Origin of the sequence: Streptomyces sp. TRM64462, from assembly GCF_013362995.1 — a bacterium.
Taxonomy (GTDB): domain Bacteria; phylum Actinomycetota; class Actinomycetes; order Streptomycetales; family Streptomycetaceae; genus Streptomyces.
On the sequence record NZ_JABWDV010000119.1, the window covers coordinates 1 to 17,199 of the forward strand.

General features: G+C 73.5%; 13 protein-coding genes and 1 pseudogene. 6 read left to right on the top strand and 8 right to left on the bottom strand.

Going from position 1 to position 17,199, the window contains the following annotated elements; genetic code table 11:
• Nucleotides 1–467, top strand: a 467-nt coding sequence (locus HTZ82_RS05645) for a PP2C family serine/threonine-protein phosphatase (protein WP_175408162.1), incomplete at its 5' end; no start/stop codon positions are given.
• Between the two features lie 18 nt (nt 468–485).
• Here HTZ82_RS05645 and HTZ82_RS05650 read toward each other — a convergent pair.
• A complete protein-coding gene (locus tag HTZ82_RS05650; protein ID WP_175408163.1) occupies nt 486–1,265 on the bottom strand; it encodes an SDR family NAD(P)-dependent oxidoreductase in 780 nt (259 codons plus the stop codon).
• Nucleotides 1,266–1,651: 386 nt separating this feature from the next.
• On the opposite strand from HTZ82_RS05650, the gene HTZ82_RS05655 reads away from it, so the two are divergent.
• On the top strand, nt 1,652–3,460 hold the full coding sequence (locus HTZ82_RS05655; RefSeq protein WP_175408164.1) for a glycoside hydrolase family 3 protein: 1,809 nt from the start codon (nt 1,652–1,654) through the stop codon (nt 3,458–3,460).
• Between the two features lie 91 nt (nt 3,461–3,551).
• Here HTZ82_RS05655 and HTZ82_RS05660 read toward each other — a convergent pair whose 3' ends face one another.
• The 3 genes from HTZ82_RS05660 to HTZ82_RS05670 form a co-directional block, all read right to left on the bottom strand.
• Entirely contained in the window at nt 3,552–4,979 is a 1,428-nt protein-coding gene (locus tag HTZ82_RS05660; protein ID WP_175408165.1) for a S28 family serine protease, read from the bottom strand.
• A gap of 88 nt (nt 4,980–5,067) precedes the next feature.
• Nucleotides 5,068–5,484 (bottom strand): hypothetical protein, encoded by a 417-nt coding sequence (locus HTZ82_RS05665; protein ID WP_254711648.1) that lies wholly within the window; start codon nt 5,482–5,484, stop codon nt 5,068–5,070.
• Nucleotides 5,485–5,573: 89 nt separating this feature from the next.
• Entirely contained in the window at nt 5,574–9,281 is a 3,708-nt protein-coding gene (locus HTZ82_RS05670; RefSeq protein WP_254711649.1) for an ABC transporter ATP-binding protein, read from the bottom strand.
• Between the two features lie 234 nt (nt 9,282–9,515).
• On the opposite strand from HTZ82_RS05670, the gene HTZ82_RS05675 reads away from it, so the two are divergent.
• Both HTZ82_RS05675 and HTZ82_RS05680 read left to right on the top strand, forming a co-directional pair.
• A complete protein-coding gene (locus HTZ82_RS05675; RefSeq protein WP_175408167.1) occupies nt 9,516–10,322 on the top strand; it encodes a response regulator transcription factor in 807 nt (268 codons plus the stop codon).
• Nucleotides 10,319–11,766 (top strand): annotated as a pseudogene (locus tag HTZ82_RS05680) (ATP-binding protein). The gene HTZ82_RS05675 and the pseudogene HTZ82_RS05680 overlap by 4 nt, the downstream one beginning before the upstream one ends.
• Here HTZ82_RS05680 and HTZ82_RS05685 read toward each other — a convergent pair.
• Both HTZ82_RS05685 and HTZ82_RS05690 read right to left on the bottom strand, forming a co-directional pair.
• Complete coding sequence (locus HTZ82_RS05685) at nt 11,729–12,244, bottom strand: SgcJ/EcaC family oxidoreductase (protein WP_175408168.1); 516 nt, start codon at nt 12,242–12,244, stop codon at nt 11,729–11,731. The pseudogene HTZ82_RS05680 and the gene HTZ82_RS05685 overlap by 38 nt on opposite strands.
• Nucleotides 12,245–12,391: 147 nt before the next feature.
• Entirely contained in the window at nt 12,392–12,712 is a 321-nt protein-coding gene (locus tag HTZ82_RS05690) for a hypothetical protein (protein WP_217623708.1), read from the bottom strand.
• Nucleotides 12,713–12,883: 171 nt separating this feature from the next.
• Between HTZ82_RS05690 and HTZ82_RS05695 the strand changes: the two genes are divergently transcribed.
• Complete coding sequence (locus tag HTZ82_RS05695) at nt 12,884–13,717, top strand: endonuclease I family protein (RefSeq protein WP_175408170.1); 834 nt, start codon at nt 12,884–12,886, stop codon at nt 13,715–13,717.
• A gap of 28 nt (nt 13,718–13,745) precedes the next feature.
• Here the strand turns inward: HTZ82_RS05695 and HTZ82_RS05700 are convergent, their stop codons facing one another.
• Together HTZ82_RS05700 and speB are read right to left on the bottom strand one after the other, a co-directional pair.
• On the bottom strand, nt 13,746–15,425 hold the full coding sequence (locus HTZ82_RS05700) for a thiamine pyrophosphate-binding protein (protein WP_175408171.1): 1,680 nt from the start codon (nt 15,423–15,425) through the stop codon (nt 13,746–13,748).
• A 137-nt stretch (nt 15,426–15,562) separates the two neighbouring features.
• Nucleotides 15,563–16,528, bottom strand: a complete 966-nt coding sequence (speB, locus tag HTZ82_RS05705) for an agmatinase (RefSeq protein WP_175408172.1) — start codon at nt 16,526–16,528, stop codon at nt 15,563–15,565.
• Between the two features lie 116 nt (nt 16,529–16,644).
• Between speB and HTZ82_RS05710 the strand changes: the two genes are divergently transcribed.
• Nucleotides 16,645–17,199 (top strand): PucR family transcriptional regulator ligand-binding domain-containing protein (locus tag HTZ82_RS05710; RefSeq protein WP_175408173.1); only part of this gene is annotated, 555 nt, incomplete at its 3' end.

The following is a 17,199-nucleotide window of genomic DNA, read 5'->3' on the forward strand; positions in this document are numbered from 1 at the left end:
CGCGCGCGTGGCGGGCCGTCACGGCCCTCGCCGCGTCGCGGGAGGCCGCACCGGCGACCACGTACGTCTCGGCGGTCGTCGGCCCGGAGGGGTTCTGGTGTGCCTCGGTCGGGGACAGCCGCGCGTACTGGCTGCCGGACCAGGGTCCCGGGATCGTCCTGACCGAGGACGACACGGGCGCGTACGGGGCGCTGTCCGCCTGGCTGGGCGCCGACGCGGACGCGCCCGTTCCCCCGGTCCACCACCGGCGGCCCGCGTCCGCCGGGTGGCTGCTGCTCTGCACGGACGGGCTGTCCCGTTACCTGCCCCGGCCGGCCGACGTACGGGCGGTCGTGGCGAGCCGCACGGGTGCGCTGGACGGCGCACGGGCGCTCGTGGACCACGCGCTGGCGGCGGGCGGCGCGGACAACGTGACCGCACTGCTGATGCGCGTGGCCCCGGCGTCGACGGCGAGCGGCAGGAGTTGAGGCCCGCCGGCTGACCGCTCAGTGCGAGGAGAAACCGCCGTCCACGAACACCGACTGCCCCGTCACGTACCCGGACGCGGGGCTCGCGAGGAACACGACGGCGCCCGCGAAGTCGCCGGGCAGCCCGTTGCGGCCCACCAGGGTGCGCGCGGCCAGGGCCTCGACGGTCGCCGGGTCGGAGGCCAGCCGGGTGTTGAGGGGCGTGAGGACGAACCCGGGCACGAGCGTGTTGCACGTGACCCCGTACGGCGACCAGGCCTCCGCCTGCGAGCGGGCCAGCGATTCGAGGCCGCCCTTGGACACGCCGTACGCGCCGCTCCGCACGAACGCCCGGTGCGCCTGCTGGGACGTGACGTGGATGATCCGCCCGAAGCCCCGCTCGGCCATGCCGGGCCCGAACCGCTGGCCCAGCAGGAAGGGCGCCTCCAGGTTCACGGCCATCGTGGTGTCCCACACGTCCTCGCCGATCTCGCCCATCGGCGGCCGCAGGTTCACGCCAGCGGAGTTGACGAGGATGTCCGGCTCCCCGAACACCCCCGCGGCCTCTTCGGCGGCCGCCCGCACCCCGTCACGGGTGCCGAGGTCACCGCTCACCCAAGCGGCCCGGCACCCCTCGGCCGCCAGCGCGTCCACCGTCTCCGCCAGCTCGGCCTCCCGCCGGGCGACGATCACGACCCGGGCGCCGGCCCGCGCCAGCGCCTCGGCCATGGCCCGCCCGATCCCAGAACTCCCCCCGGTCACCAGGGCGACCCGCCCCTCCAGCGAGAACAGCCCGGCCAGATATCCCTGAACGTCCATACGAGCACCCTCTCACCACGCCCGAGCCGCGCAGAGCGCGGGCGGGGCCGTACCGCTGCTGTACGCGGAGGGTCGGCCGTCCGCATCAGATGCGGGGGCGGGGCGGAACCCCGAGGGCCGGGCGGGCGTCCAAGCGGCGTGCTGGCGGGGAGTCACCGTGGCGCGGTGTCGGGCTCGTTCCTGGCGGCGAGTGCCGGCTCCTCCTCCCGCCGCCCGCGGCCGGCAGCACCCCGTCGCCGGTGCGGCCCCTCCCGTGGCACCGGTGGCGGGCGGGCGGCCGGGGGTCCGGCCTGCGCGCGTCCTTGACCCGGCAGTTACTTTCGCTTAAGCGTGACACCTCGGCAGTTTCCTTCAGCTCTCGTCACGCACGGCCGGAAGGAGCACCAGTGCACCACCGGGCCACCACCTCCAGACGTACCCTCCTCACCGTCGGCGCCGCAGCCGTCGCCGCGGCCACCACCCGCGTCACCCCCGCACGTGCGCACAGCGGCGGCGACCCGCAGCTCGCCCGGGTCCTTGCGCGGATGAGCCTGGAAGAGAAGGTCGGCCAGCTCTTCGTCATGCGGGTGTACGGGCACTCCGCGACCGATCCCGACCAGGCCGACATCGACGCCAACCTCCGCGAGATCGGCGTCCGCACCGCCGCCGAGCTCGTCGCGACGTACCACGTCGGCGGCATCATCTACTTCTCGTGGGCGCACAACACCCGCGACCCGCACCAGATCGCGGACCTCTCCAACGGCATCCAGCGGGCCGGACTCGCCCAGGCCACGCCCGTTCCGCTGCTCATCTCCACCGACCAGGAGCACGGCATCGTCGCCCGCGTCGGCGAGCCGGCCACGCTCGTGCCCGGCGCCATGGCGCTCGGCGCCGCCGGCTCCCGCGGCCTCGCCCGGCACGCCGCGCACATCGCGGGCACCGAGCTGGCCGCGCTCGGCATCCGCCAGAACTACGCGCCCGTGGCGGACGTGAACGTCAACCCGGCGAACCCCGTCATCGGCGTACGGTCCTTCGGCGCCGACCCGCGGGCCGTGGCCCGTCTCGTCGCCGCCCAGGTGAAGGGCTACCAGGGCGCGGGCGTCGCCGCGACCGCCAAGCACTTCCCCGGCCACGGCGACACCACCGCCGACAGCCACACCAACCTGCCGTACATCCACCACACGCGCGAGCAGTGGCGCACCCTCGACGCCCCGCCGTTCCGGGCCGCCGTCGCCGCCGGCATCGACTCGATCATGACGGCGCACATCGTCGTCCCGTCCCTCGACCCGGCTGAGGACCCCGCCACCCTGTCCCGGCCGATCCTCACCGGCATCCTGCGCGAACAGCTCGGCTACGACGGCGTCGTGGTGACCGACTCGCTCGACATGCAGGGCGTCCGGACGAAGTACGGCGACGACCGGGTCCCGGTGCTCGCGCTCAAGGCGGGGTGCGACCAGCTCCTCAACCCGCCGGACCTCGACCTCGCGTGGCACGCGGTCCTCAAGGCCGTACGGGACGGTGAGATCAGCGAGGCGCGGCTGGACGCGTCGGTGCTGCGGATCCTGCGGCTCAAGGCGAAGCTGGGCCTGTTCCGGCGGCCGTACGTCACGCACACGGGCGTGGACCGGGTCGTCGGCAAGCGGGCGCACCTGGACGCCGCCGACCGGATCGCGGACGAGACGACGACGCTGCTCCGCAACACGGGCGGGCTGCTGCCGCTCGACCCGCGCACCCACGGTGACCTGCTGGTCGTCGGCGCCGACCCGGCGTCCCCTTCCGGTACCACGGGCCCGCCGACGGCCACGCTCGCCGCCGCGTTCCGGGAACTCGGCTTCACGGCCACGGCCCTGTCGACGGGGCTGTCGCCGACCGCGGCGCGGATCGAGGAGGCGGTGGCGGCGGCGGACGGCAAGGACGTGGTCGTCGTCGCCACGTACAACGTCTCCCCGACCAGCACGCAGCGCACGCTCGTGCTGCGGCTGGCCTCGCGGGGCGTGCCGGTCGTGGCGGTCGCGATCCGCAACCCGTACGACATCGCGCGGCTCAGCGGGGTGCGGGCGGCCCTCGCCACGTACTCCTGGACGGACGTCGAACTGCGGGCCGCCGCGCGGGTCGTCGCGGGGCGGGCGCGGCCGCACGGGCGGCTTCCGGTGCCGGTGCCGGCCGCCGACCCGGCGCACGTGCTGTACCCGATCGGGTACGGCCTCTCGTACTGAGGACCGCGCACAGGGGGTGCCCGCACAGGGGTGCGCGCACCGGCCGGTGGTCCCGGCGCGGTGCGCGCACCCGTACGGCTCGCGCCGTGCTTTACGGACGGAGCCGCAGCTCGCGCTGGACGTCGCGCTTGTCGAGGCGCGCGTCGTAGCCGGCGAGCGGCCTGGCCTTCTCCGGCGCGGCCCGGACGGCGGCCGGGGCGACGCCCGTCCACTCCAGGAGCTTGGCGGTGGCCAGGGCGCGCTCCTTCTCGGCGAGGCCGGCGATGTTGGCGCCGTGGTTCATGCCGGGCGCCGTGAGGACGTAGCTGTCACGGGCGCCGCGGTCGACGCGGAACGGCTCGGCGCCCCACGGGTCGCGCTCGCCGTTGACGAACAGCATGCGCTGGGCGTTGTGGCGCACCCAGGTGTCGATGTCGCGCATCGCCCACGGCTTGAACCACACCGGGATGTCGTCCGGCACGAAGTTGCGCGCCGGCTGGTAGCCGTAGCGGGTCAGACCGTCCAGGTGCGCCATGCGCAGGCTGGGCGAGCCCAGCTCGGTGGCCGCCTGGTAGAAGTACGGCGTGTACGGCTCCAGGCCCTGGTCGGTGTAGAAGGACCAGCCGGAGTACGTGTCGATGGTGTCGTACACGGCGTCGTCCGTGGCGGTGGCGGCGTCCGGGACGCTCGCGCAGTCCTGCTCGCCCCAGTACTGCCAGAACGCCCACACGAAGTCGAGGACGACGGCCTCGTACGCCTTGTCGATGCTGCCGACGGTGTGGAACGTGGCGCCTTCCGCGGCCGCCCACTCCTGGTACTTCTTCTGCAGCGGCGCGCGCCGGACGAGCGCCTCGCGCTGGAGGGCGTCGAGGCGGGCGCGGCACTGCTCGCTGCCGACGGTGGCGAAGAACCGGTCGTAGGCCGAGTCCTCCCTGTTCACGACGTCGTTGGGGGCGACGTACGCGACGACGGCGTCCATGTCGTGCGGGTAGAACCGCTCGTAGTAGGTGGCGGTCATGCCACCCTTGGAGCCGCCCGTGGCGACCCACTTGCGGTCGTAGATCTTCTTCAGCGCCGTGAACAGGCGGTGCTGGTCGGACGCGGCCTGCCAGATGTTCAGCTTCGACCAGTCGGCCGGCTGCGGGCGGGACGGGGTGAAGAAGCGGTACTCCAGGGACACCTGGTTGCCGTCGACGATCCGGGTGGGCTCGGAGCGGCGGGGGTTGGGGTTGACGTGGTAGCCGCTGGTGAAGAAGACGGTGGGGCGGCTGGTGTCCTTGTGCAGCAGGGTGAGGCGCTGCTGGAACGTGCCCGCGGCGGGGCGGCGGTGGTCGACCGGCTGGGTGTAGCTGAGGACGAAGAAGCGGTAGCCGGGGTAGGGCTTCTCCTCGACGAGGGACATCCCGGGGACCGCGAGGATGCGGTCCTTGATGTCCGGTGTGGCGCTGTCGGTCGGGCCGGCGGCGGTGGCCGTGCCGGCCGCGCTCACGGTGCCTATGAGCACCACGAGCGACAGCAGCCATCTGAGCGTTCTGCGCATGCGCCCTCCACAGGGTTCACTACGGTCGCGGTGAACCTAGCGGTGCCAACGGGCGCGTGAACAGACCCAGTTGAACGGACCGGGTCGTTCAGCAGAGGATCCATCCGGTGGAGGCGCCCCGCCCGGAGACGGAACCGGTGGCGCGGACGCAGCGGTTGAGGGCGTGGACGGTGACGGGCCCGGCGAGCCGGGTGAACCGCCCGGAGTCCGTGACGGCCCGTGCGCCGCGCGGCTGGAGGGTGACGGCCATGGGGCGGCGGGCGCCGGGGGTCCTGGCGACGGTGACGGCGCACGCGTACTGGCGGTTCTTGTAGACGCGCAGCTCACCGGTGGCGAACGGCACCCGCTTCGCGAGCCGTCCGGAACACCCGGCGAGCGCGGCGGCGTCCGTGACGCCGGGCCCGGCGACGGTCAGGGCGCCCGAGGCGATGAGCAGCGCCGCGCCGACGGCGGCCCATCGTCCCCGTCGTCCCCGTCGGCCGCCGCCCGCGGCCGCGTTGCGCATGAACACGTGTGTCCCCCTCGCCCCATGAACGTACATATGTGCGTACGACGCGGGGCGCGGGCGGAGGGTTGCGCTCCGCCCGCGTGCCGTCAGGACACCCGTTCCGGCTCGTCCTCGCCTATGAAGGTGCGCCACAGCTCCGCGTACCGCCCGTCGCGGGCGAGGAGTTCGTCGTGGGTGCCGTCCTCCGCGACGCGTCCGTGGTCCATGACGACCACCCGGTCGGCGCGGGCGGCGGTGGTGAGGCGGTGGGCGACGACCAGGGTCGTGCGGCGGCCGGCGAGGCGATCGGTGGCCTGGTTGACCTGGGCCTCCGTCGCCAGGTCCAGGGCGGCCGTGGCCTCGTCGAGCAGCAGCACGTCCGGGTCGACCAGTTCGGCGCGGGCGAGGGCGATGAGCTGCCGCTGCCCGGCCGACAGGTTGCGGCCGCGCTCCGCGACCTCGTGGAGGTAGCCGCCGTCGAGCGTGGCGATCATGTCGTGGGCGCCCACGGCACGCGCGGCCGCCTCCACCTCGGCGTCGGTCGCGTCGGGCCGCCCGTACGCGATGGCGTCCCGTACGGTGCCGGGGAACAGGTACGCCTCCTGCGGGACGACGCCGAGGCGGTGGCGGTAGGCGGTGAGGTCGAGGTCCCGCACGTCGGTGCCGTCCACGGTGACGCGCCCCGAGGTGGGGTCGTAGAACCGGGCGACGAGCTTGACGAGCGTCGACTTGCCCGCGCCCGTCTCGCCGACGAACGCGACGGTCTGCCCGGCGGGGACGCGTAGGTCGATGCCGCTGAGCGCCGCCTCTTCCTCGCCGTCGGCGGTCCCGTACCGGAACGACACGTTCTCGAAGGCGATCTCGCCCTTGAGGGCGCGCACGGGCCGCGGGTCGGCCGCCGGCGGGGTCGATGTGGGCTCGCGCAGCAGCTCCTGCATCCGGCCCAGCGACACGGACGCCTGCTGGTAGCCGTCGAAGACCTGCGAGAGCTGCTGCACGGGCGCGAAGAACAGGTCGATGTAGAGGAGGTACGCGACGAGCGCGCCCGCCGTCAGCGTGCCCGCCTCGATCCGGCCCGCGCCCACCACCAGCACGGCCGCGATGGCGAGCGACGACAGGAGCTGCACGAACGGGAAGTACACGGAGATCAGCCACTGGCCGCGCACCCGCGCCTGCCGGTACTCCAGGCTGCGTTCCGTGAACCGCGCGCCGCCCGACCGCTCGCGGCGGAACGCCTGGACGATGCGCAGCCCGGCGACGGACTCCTGGAGGTCGGCGTTGACGACGCTGATGCGCTCACGCGCCAGCTCGTACGCCTTGACGCTGGCGCGCCGGAAGTAGAACGTGCCGACGATCAGCACGGGCAGCGTGGCGAAGACGACGAGGGCGAGCTGTACGTCGATGACGACCAGCGCCACCATGATCCCGAAGAAGGTGACGACGGAGACGAAGGCGGTGACGAGTCCGGTCTGGAGGAACGTGGACAGGGCGTCCACGTCGGTCGTCATCCGGGTCATGATCCGCCCGGTGAGCTCGCGTTCGTAGTAGTCGAGGCCGAGGCGCTGGAGCTGCGCGAAGATCTTGAGGCGGAGCGCGTACAGGACGCGTTCGCCGGTGCGTCCCGTCATCCGGATCTCGCCGGTCTGCGCGGCCCACTGCACGACGACCGTGAGCAGGGCGAGCGCGGACGCCGCCCACACGGCGCCGAGCGCGGCCTGCGTGACGCCTTCGTCGATGCCGTGCCGGATCAGGACCGGCAGCAGCAGTCCCATGCCGGCGTCGAGGGCGACCAGCACGAGGCTGAGGAGCAGGGGCGCCCTGAATCCGGCCAGGAGCCTGCGCAGCCCGTACGACTCCTCGGGGCGTACGGCGCGGGCCTCGTCGACGCCGGGGGTGTCGTCGGCGGGCGGCAGCGCGGCGACCTGGGCGAGCAGCTCAGGGGTGGCGCCGGGCGCCGCGGTCTCGCTGCCGGGCGTGGTCTCGTCGCGGGCCCACAGGGCGGGTGTGACGCCGCGCTCGGCGTCGAACGCGGCGTCGAGCTCGGCCCGTACGGTGCGGTCGTCCGCCTCCGGGGGCCGGGCGGCCTGCAGGACGTGGCCCGGCGAGACCCCGCCGAGCTCGTCGGGGTCGGTGAGCAGCCGCCGGTACAGCGCCGAGCGGGCCTGGAGCTCGTCGTGGGTGCCGATGTCGGAGAGCCGCCCGTCGTCGAGGACGGCGATCCGGTCGGCGAGGTTCAGGGTGGAGCGGCGGTGCGCGATGAGCAGCGTGGTCCGCCCGGCCATGACCGCGCGGAGCGCCTCGTGGATCTCGTGCTCGACGCGCGCGTCGACGGCGGACGTGGCGTCGTCGAGGAGCAGCAGGCGCGGGTCGGCGAGGATGGCCCGGGCGAGGGCGATGCGCTGCCGCTGCCCGCCGGACAGGGTGAGGCCGTGCTCGCCGACGGTGGTGTCGTACCCGTCGGGCAGGGCGGCGATGAACCGGTCGGCCTGGGCGGCGCGCGCGGCGGCCTCGATCTGCTCCCGGGTGGCGTCGGGACGCCCGTACGCGATGTTGGCGCGCACGGTGTCGGAGAAGAGGAACGAGTCCTCGGGCACGAGCCCGATGGCCGCCCGCAGCGACTCCAGGGTCAGTTCGCGTACGTCGTGCCCGCCGACCCGGACGGCGCCGCGCGTGACGTCGTAGAAGCGCGGCAGCAGCAGCGAGACGGTGGACTTGCCGCTGCCGGACGCGCCGACGACGGCGACGGTCTCGCCGGGGCGGATGGTCAGCGAGAAGCCGTCGAGAACGCCGGGGCCGTCCCCGTCCTCGTCGTAGGAGAAGCCGACCTCGTCGAACTCGACGCTGGCGGGAGCGTCGGCGGGCAGCTCGACGGTGCCGTCCTCGATGCCCGGCTCGGTGTCGATGAGGTCCAGGACGCGCTCGACGCCGGCGCGGGCCTGCTGCCCGACGGTGAGGACCATGGCGAGCATGCGGACGGGCCCGACGAGCTGGGCGAGGTACGTGGAGAAGGCGACGAACGTGCCGAGGCTGATCTGGCCCCGGGTGGCGAGCCAGCCGCCGAGCGCCAGCATGGCGACCTGCCCGAGCGCGGGCACGGCCTGGAGGGCGGGCGTGTAGCGGGAGTTGAGCCGGATGGTGCGCAGCCGCCCGGCGAACAGGTCCCGGCTGGCCCGCCGGATCTTGTCGGTCTCCTGCTCCTCCTGCCCGAACCCCTTGACGACCCGGACGCCGGTCACGGCCCCGTCGACGACGCCGGCGACATGGGCGGCCTGCGTCTGGGCGTACCAGGTGGCGGGGTGGAGGCGGACGCGGCTGCGCTTGGCGATGAACCACAGGGCGGGCGCGACGGCGAGGACGACGAGTGTCAGGGGAAGCGAGAGCCAGGCCATGATGCCCAGCGAGATGAAGAAGAGCAGGAAGTTCCCGATGGTCATCGGGAGCATGAAGAGCAGCCCCTGGATGAGCTGGAGGTCGCTGGTGGCCCGCCCGACGACCTGCCCGGTCGACAGCTCGTCCTGCCGCTTGCCGTCGAGCCGGGTGATCGTCCCGTACATCTCGGTGCGCAGGTCGTGCTGCACGTCGAGGGCGAGCCGGCCGCCGTAGAAGCGCCGGATGTAGGTGAGCGCGTAGACGGCGACCGCGGCCGCGACGAGCAGCCCGATCCAGAAGGACAGGCCCCCGCCCGAGTCCCCGATCACATCATCGATGACGATCTTGATGATGAGCGGTACGACCGCCATCAGCGCCATGCCGCCGAGCGAGGACCCGAGGGCGAGCAGGACGTCCAGACGGTGCCGCCAGGCGTACCCCCACAGCCGCCGCGCCCATCCTCGACCGGCCGCGGTCGCCGCCGCCTCTGCCGCCGTCTCCGCCTCTGCCCCCGCCGCCGACGCCACGTCTCCGCCTCTCGCTGCCGCTCGCGCTTCCGCTTCCCTACCGGAAGGCACCAACAGGGCGAGGGCCGTATTTCATCCCGCCCGCACCCATGTGCCCCCCGCCATGAATGAGTGAACTTTCAACTGTGTGATCGAACAATTAGTGTGACGGGGGTGCGTGTACTTCTGGTGGAGAACGACCAACCGGTCGCCGAGTCCCTGCGCCGCGGGCTGCGGCGCTACGGCTTCGACGTGCGCTGGGTGACCACCGGTGGGGCCGCCCTGGCGGTGACCGACCCGTACGACCTGGTCCTGCTCGACCTCGGGCTGCCGGACACGGACGGCCTGGACGTCTGCCGGTCGCTCCGTGGACGCGGCGAAGGGCGCGGCGACGTGCCGATCATCGTGATCAGCGCCCGCAGCGACGAGACGGACCGCGTGGTGGGCCTGGAGATCGGCGCCGACGACTACGTGTCCAAGCCGTTCGGCGTGCGGGAGGTCATCGCCCGCATCAGGGCGGTGATGCGGCGCGTACGGCCGGGACCGCCGGACGGGAGCGGCGGCACGGCGGGCGGCGGTGCTGCGGGCGGCGGTGCTGCGGGCGGCGGTGCTGCGGGCGGCGGTGCTGCGGGCGAGGGACGGGAAGCGGCCGGGGGGCCGCAGCGGTACGGACCGCGGCTGACCGTCGACCGCAGGGCGGCCCGCGTCCGGCTCGACGGGGCGGAGGTCGCGCTCACGCCCAAGGAGTACGACCTGCTGGCCTTCCTCACCGAGGAGCCGGGCGCGCTGATGTCGCGGGAGCAGATCATGGAAGCCGTGTGGGACGCCAACTGGTTCGGCCCCACCAAGACGCTGGACGTGCACGTCGCGGCGCTGCGGCGGAAGCTCGCGGGGGTCGTCGTCATCGAGGCGGTGCGCGGGGTCGGGTTCCGCCTGGACATCACGGATGCCGCGTCCCCCGACGAGGGCCAGCCGGCGTGATCCGGCAGCTGATCGCCAGCTATGTGCTGCTGGTGGCGGTCGCGATCGCCGCGTTCACCGTGCCGGTCGCGTTCACGCTGACCGACCAGCTCCGCGACGACACCGCGGAGTCGGTGCGGCGCGAGGCACGGACGATGGCGCTGCTGCTCGCCGACGGCGACCTCGAATCCCACCAGGCGCTGGCCCGCATGGCCCACGCGTACGAGGAGGAGATGCCGGCGACGGTGCAGGTGTTCACCGGCGCGGACGCCACGCGCGGCACGGACGGCACGGACCGCACGGACCGCACGGGCGCGACCGGTCCGCTGCGGCCGTACGCACCCGCCGCGCCCCACGACGCCGCGGTGGCGCGGGCACTGCGCGCGGGCGGGACGAGCGTCGACTGGGGGTCGCGGTTCGTCTGGGGCCCGGAGCTGGTGGTCACCGTCCCGGCGCGTGCGCCCGGGGAGCGGACGGCGGTCGTCGGCGCGGTGCAGATCCGGTACGCGACGTCCGGGCTCACCGACCGGCTCTGGACGATCTGGGGCTTCCGCGCCGTGCTCGCCGTCACGGTGCTGGCGGTGGCCGCCGTGCTCGGCGCGCTGGTGGCCCGCCGGCTGACGCGGCCGCTGCGCGAGCTGAACGCCATGGCGAGCCGGTTCGGGGACGGCGACCTGACGGCCCGCTCCCCGGTGACGGGGCCACCGGAGACCCAGACCTTGGCCCGTACGCTCAACCAGGGCGCCGAGCGGCTCGACACCCTCGTCGCCGCGCAGCGCATCTTCGTCGCGGACGCCTCGCACCAGCTCCGTACGCCGCTCACGGCCCTGCGCCTGTCGCTGGACAACATCGCGGACGGCGTGGACGACCCCTTCGTACGGGAGGACGTGGAGCAGGCCACGGCCGAGGTCGTACGGATGAGCCGCCTGGTGAACGGACTGCTGGTGCTGGCCCGCGCCGAGGGCAAGGTGTCGGCGGCCGAACCGCTGGCGCTGCGCGACATCGTCGAGGAACGCCTGGCCGTGTGGCGGCCCGCCGCCGACGAACGAGGCGTGCGGATCACGCTCGGGGGCGACGTCGACAGCGGGCTGCGGGTGCTTGCAGCCCGGGCCACCTGGACCAGGTGCTGGACAACGTCCTGTCCAACGCCCTGGAGGTGTCCCCCGACGGCGGCATGATCAGCGTCGGCGTGGGGGCCGGGCGGTCGGACGAGGTGGTGCTGGAGGTACGCGACCAGGGGCCGGGCATGTCACCGGCCGAGCAGTCCCGCGCCTTCGACCGCTTCTGGCGCGGCCAGGGCCTGACCGGCCGGTCGGGCTCGGGGCTCGGGCTCGCCATCGTCAAGCAGCTCCTGACGGACGACGGCGGCACGGTGAGCCTGCGCGACGCCCCTGGTGGCGGGCTGTGCGTACGGATCGGGCTGCGGCTCAGCCCTCGGCAGGCAGCACCGAGGAGTGGTGGTTGACGATCAGCCACGTGCCGCCGCGCTTCTCGTACTCGTAGGTGTAGCGGGCGTCGATGGCGCTCTTCTCGCCGGTGGCGGGGTCGGTGACGTGGAACCGGTAGAGCCCGGCGTCGATCGCGGAGTTCGCGTCCAGCACGTTGATGACACTGGTGACCTTCTCGCCGACGGGCTTCTTCTGGAGGAAGTGCTCGAAGTAGTCGACGATCCCGGCGCGGTCGGTGCGGATCCTCGGCGACGCGGTGGGCAGCAGCACCGCGTCCGGGGCGTAACGGGCGGCGACCTTCTCGGGGTCGCCGGTGCGCAGGCCCGCGTTCCACTGGTCGAAGAGCCCGGCGATCTCCTTCTCGCCCGGCTTGACGGCGCGGGGCCCGTGGTACCGCTCGGGCGCGGCGACGCCGACCCCGACGGTCACGGTCCCGGCGACGACGACGGCTATGCCGGCGGCCACGGCGGCACGGACAGGCATATGACGCTTCATCAGTTCTCCTTGTGCGGCTGAAGCTGAAGCTGACCGCTCCCTGCCTCGGAAGCACCTTCAGCCTCGCGCGGCCCGGTTCAGCGCCCGTACAAGCCACGTCCAGCACACGCCCAACGCACAGACAAGAAAGAGAAGCACGTCCGTCGCTCAGCGGGCTCCGAGTTCCTTGGCCAGTTCCCTGGCGGAGGCCTCGGTGAAGCCGCCGGAGATCTCCACCTGGCCCCCGGCGATGGCCTGGAGGACCGTGGGGGCGCTGAGCAGCCGGTCGCCGAGGACGATCGCGACCTGGTTCTGCGGGGGCTTCCGGTGTGCCGCACGCCCGGTGAGGGCCGCGAACCCGCCCACGGCGAGCAGTCCCGCGAGGGCCACGGCGACCCACGGCCCGGTGCGACGGCGGCGCGGCGCCCGGAGCGGTGCCGGGCGGGGCAGGTGCGTGACGGGGCCGGGATGTACTCGGTGGCCATCCATGGAACGCGGGTTCCGGCCAAAGAGTCGCGTCCATGACAATGACACAGAATCGATCCCTCTCGTTCACACTCCGGTGACCGGAAGCATGCGACTCTCCCTTTGCCGCACGAGTCAACTCGCGTAGATCGCACGACTGTTCCCCGTGTCCCCACCTCGGGAAAGGACTCCGCCATGCCCTCTCCGCTCCCCCGCTCCATACGCCGCCGCAGGCTGCCGGTTCTGGCCGCCGCCGCGCTGGTCGTCGGGCTCGCCGTGCCGGGTGCCGTGGCGGCGCCGGCTCCGGACGCCGGTGCGGAATCGGCCACCGCCGTCAGCGCGTACGACAGTTCCTACTACGACGGTGCCGCCGGCAAGTCCGGTGCCGCGCTCAAGAGCGCGCTGCACGACATCATCAGCGACCAGACCAAGATCTCGTACAGCGCCGTGTGGAACGCGCTCAAGGTGACCGACCAGGACCCCGCCAACAGCGCCAACGTCATCCTGCTCTACAGCGGCAAGTCCCGCAGCAAGTCCCTCAACGGCGGTGACGTCGGCGACTGGAACCGCGAGCACGTCTGGGCCAAGTCGCACGGCGACTTCGGCACCTCCACCGGCCCCGGCACCGACCTCCACCACCTGCGCCCCACCGACGTGCAGGTCAACAGCATCCGCGGCAACAAGGACTTCGACTGGGGCGGCAGCCCGGTCAGCGGCGCGCCCGGCAACTACACGGACTCCAACTCGTTCGAACCCCGCGACGCCGTCAAGGGCGACGTCGCGCGCATGATCCTCTACATGGCCGTCCGGTACGAGGGCACCGATGGCTGGCCCGACCTGGAGCCCAACAACTACGTCAACAACGGCAGCGCCCCGTACCACGGGCGGCTCTCCGTTCTGAAGCAGTGGAACGAGCAGGACCCGCCGGACGCCTTCGAGCGGAACCGCAACGAGGTCATCTACGCCTCGTACCAGCACAACCGGAATCCGTTCATCGACCACCCCGAGTGGGTCGAGTCCATCTGGTAGCCGGTGGGGCCGGTGGCCGGACCGCCCCTCAGTGGGTCGGGGCGAACATCCTCAGCGTCGTCCCGACGACCAGGACCGACGGGCCTCCCGTCCGCAGCGCCCTCGTCAGGTCCTCCTCCAGCGTCTCCAACGTCGTACGCGCCGCCGGGACGCCGAAGGACTCGGCCAGGGCCACGAAATCGGGGCGGGTCAGTTCCGTGCCCGTCGCCTCACCGAACTCCTCCGCCATGTACGCGCGCAGGATGCCGTAGCCGCCGTCGTCCACGATCAGCCACGTGACCGGGAGTCCGTGCTGGCGGGCCGTGGCCAGTTCGGCGACCGAGTACAGGGCGCCGCCGTCGCCCGACACCGCCAGCACCGGGCGGGTCGGGTCGGCCACGGCGGCGCCCAGGGCGGCCGGGTAGGCGTAGCCGAGGCCGCCCGCGCCCTGCGCGGAGTGCATCGTGTTCGGCCGGCGGGCGTCGAACGCCGACCACGCCCAGTACGACAGGATCGTCATGTCCCAGAAGCTGGGGGACGTGTCCGGGAGGGCCTTCCTGATCGCGGCCAGGAGCCCCTGCTCCCGCGTCAGGTCCTGCGCCGCGATCCGGGCCCGTACCTTGGCCAGCACCTCGCGCACACGCTCGTGCGCGGTCGCGTCCTCGCGCTCCTCCACGGTCTCCAGCAGCGCCGACAGCGCCAGGCGCGCGTCCGCGTGGATGCCGAGCGCCGGGTGGTTGGACTCCAGCTTCCCGAGGTCCGCCTCGATCTGGACGACCCTGCCGCGCGGCGCGAACGTGTGGTAGTTCGACGACAGTTCGCCGAGCCCGGAGCCGACCACCAGCAGGACGTCCGCGTCCTCCAGGAAGTCCGTCGTGTGCCGGTCCTCCAGCCACGACTGGAGCGACAGCGGGTGCTCCCACGGAAAGGCGCCCTTCCCGCCGAAGGTCGTGACCACCGGGGCCGACAGCCGTTCCGCCAGCGCCCGCAGCTTGCCCGACGCGTCCGACCGTACGACTCCGCCGCCCGCGATGATCGCCGGCCGCTCCGCCCGCGACAGCAGGTGCGCCGCCACCGCCGTCAGTTCCGGGCGCGGCGGCAGGTCGCGCGGTGTCGCGTCCACGGCCGTCACGACCGGGACGGCCGTCGGTGCCGTCAGGACGTCCGCCGGGATCTCCACCCACACGGGGCCGTGCGGTGCCGTCAGCGCCGACTCCCACGCGGCCGCGATCGCCGACGGGATCTGCGACGCCGTACGAACGGTGTGGACCGACTTCACGACGTCGCGGAACGACGCCTGCTGGTCGCGCAGTTCGTGCAGGTAGCCGTGGCGGCCGCCGCCCAGGCCGCGCACCGGGACCTGCGCGCTGACCGCCAGCACCGGCGCGCTCGCGGCGGCCGCCTCCTGGAGGGCGGCGAGGGACGTCAGGGCGCCGGGCCCGGTCGACAGCAGGAGCGGCGCGGCCTCGCCGGTGAGGCGGCCGTACGCGTCGGCGGCGAAGCCCGCGTTGTTCTCCACCCGGAGGCCCACGTAGCGCAGGTCCGAGCGGCGCAGGGCGTCGAACATGCCGAGCGCGTGCTGGCCGGGGAGCCCGAAGACGGTGGTCGCGCCGAGGCCGCGGAGGGTCTCGATCACCAGGTCGCCGCCGAGGCGCCCGGGGGGCGGGGTGAGGGCGGCGTCCGTCTGCGCGGCCGTGGGCTTGAGCACCAGGTCGTGGTCGTGGGTCATGGGGCGTCCGTCTCGGCGGGGGTGCGGTGAGTGCGGCCCGGGGCCGGTTCCGCTGTGCCCACCCGTTCCGCCCCAGCGGAACGACTGCCCACAGCGGAACCGGCGGCGGGGGTTCGGGGGCGGAGCCCCCGGTCGCGCTACGCCGCGCGGGCTGCCGCGATCTGGCGGGACATGATCGTCGTCAGTTCGTACGCCGTGTGCGACGCGGCCACCGACGTGATCTCGGCGTGGTCGTACGCCGGGGCGACCTCGACGACGTCGGCCGAGACCAGGTTGCAGGAGGACAGGCCGCGCAGGATCTCCAGGAGCTCGCGCGAGGTCATGCCGCCGGCCTCCGGGGTTCCGGTGCCGGGGGCGTGCGCCGGGTCGAGGCAGTCGATGTCGATGGAGATGTACAGCGGGCGGTCGCCGATGCGCTGGCGGAGCTGGTCCGCGACCTCGTCGGCGCCGCGCCGGTAGACGTCGGCCGACGTGACGATGCCGAAGCCCATCTTCTCGTCGTCCGTCAGGTCCTGCTTGCCGTACAGCGGGCCGCGCGTGCCGACGTGGGAGAGCGCCTCGGTGTCGAGGATGCCCTCCTCGACGGCCCGCCGGAACGGGGTGCCGTGCGTGTACTCGGCGCCGAAGTACGTGTCCCACGTGTCGAGGTGCGCGTCGAAGTGGAGCAGCGCGACGGGGCCGTGCTTCTTGGCGACCGAGCGGAGCAGCGGCAGCGCGATGGTGTGGTCGCCGCCCAGCGTCATCAGGCGGGCGCCGGTGCCGAGGAGGTCGTCGGCCGCTGCCTCGACGGTCTCGACCGCCTCGTTGATGTTGAACGGGTTCACGGCGATGTCCCCGCCGTCCGCGACCTGCGCGAGGGCGAACGGCGACGCGTCCTGCGCCGGGTTGTACGGGCGGAGCAGGCGGGACGCCTCGCGGATGGCGTTGCCGCCGAAGCGGGCGCCGGGGCGGTAGGAGACGCCGGAGTCGAAGGGCACGCCGATCACGGCGACGTCGGCGGTGCCGACCTCGTCCAGGCGCGGCAGCCGGGCGAACGTCGCGGGGCCGGCGTAGCGGGGGACGCGGGAGGAGTCGATGGGGCCGCGGGGGGTGTCGGTGCTCATGTCGGGTGCCTTCTTCCTGCGTGTTCGCCTTCTACGGGACGACGGTACGGGCGCGGGAAGCCTCGCTGAAGTGTACGTTTCCTCCATTGGAGCGTTACGGAGTGGAGGAAGCGCACATGAAGGCCCACCCGCCCACGCCGTTCGCCCCGCCCGTCCGGCTGGCCGCGCTGCTGGGCCGGGAGGAGCTGGGGCTGCGGCTGGTGGCGGGCGATCCGGGGACGGTCCTCCACTGGGTGCACACCTCCGAGATGGCCGACCCGTACCCGTACCTGCTCGGCGGCGAGCTGCTGCTGACGGCTGGCGTGCAGCTCCCGCGGACCGACCCGGAGCGGTTCGTCGCGCGGGTCGCGGAGGCCGGGGCCGCGGCGCTCGGGTTCGGGGTCACGCCCGTGTACGACACGGTGCCGGACGCCCTGGTGGCCGCCTGCGCACGGCACGGGCTGCCGCTGGTGGAGGTGCCGCCGGGTACGCCGTTCTCGGCGGTGGCCCGCGCGGTGTGGCGGCTCATGACGGAGGCCCGCCACCACGAGCTGCGCCGGGTCACGGACGCCCAGCGGGCGCTGGCGACGGCGGCGGCCCGCCCCGATCCCGTACCGGCCGTGCTGCACGTCCTGGCGGGGCGGCTCGGGGGGCGGGCCGCCCTGTACACGCCGGAGGGCACGGAGTACGCG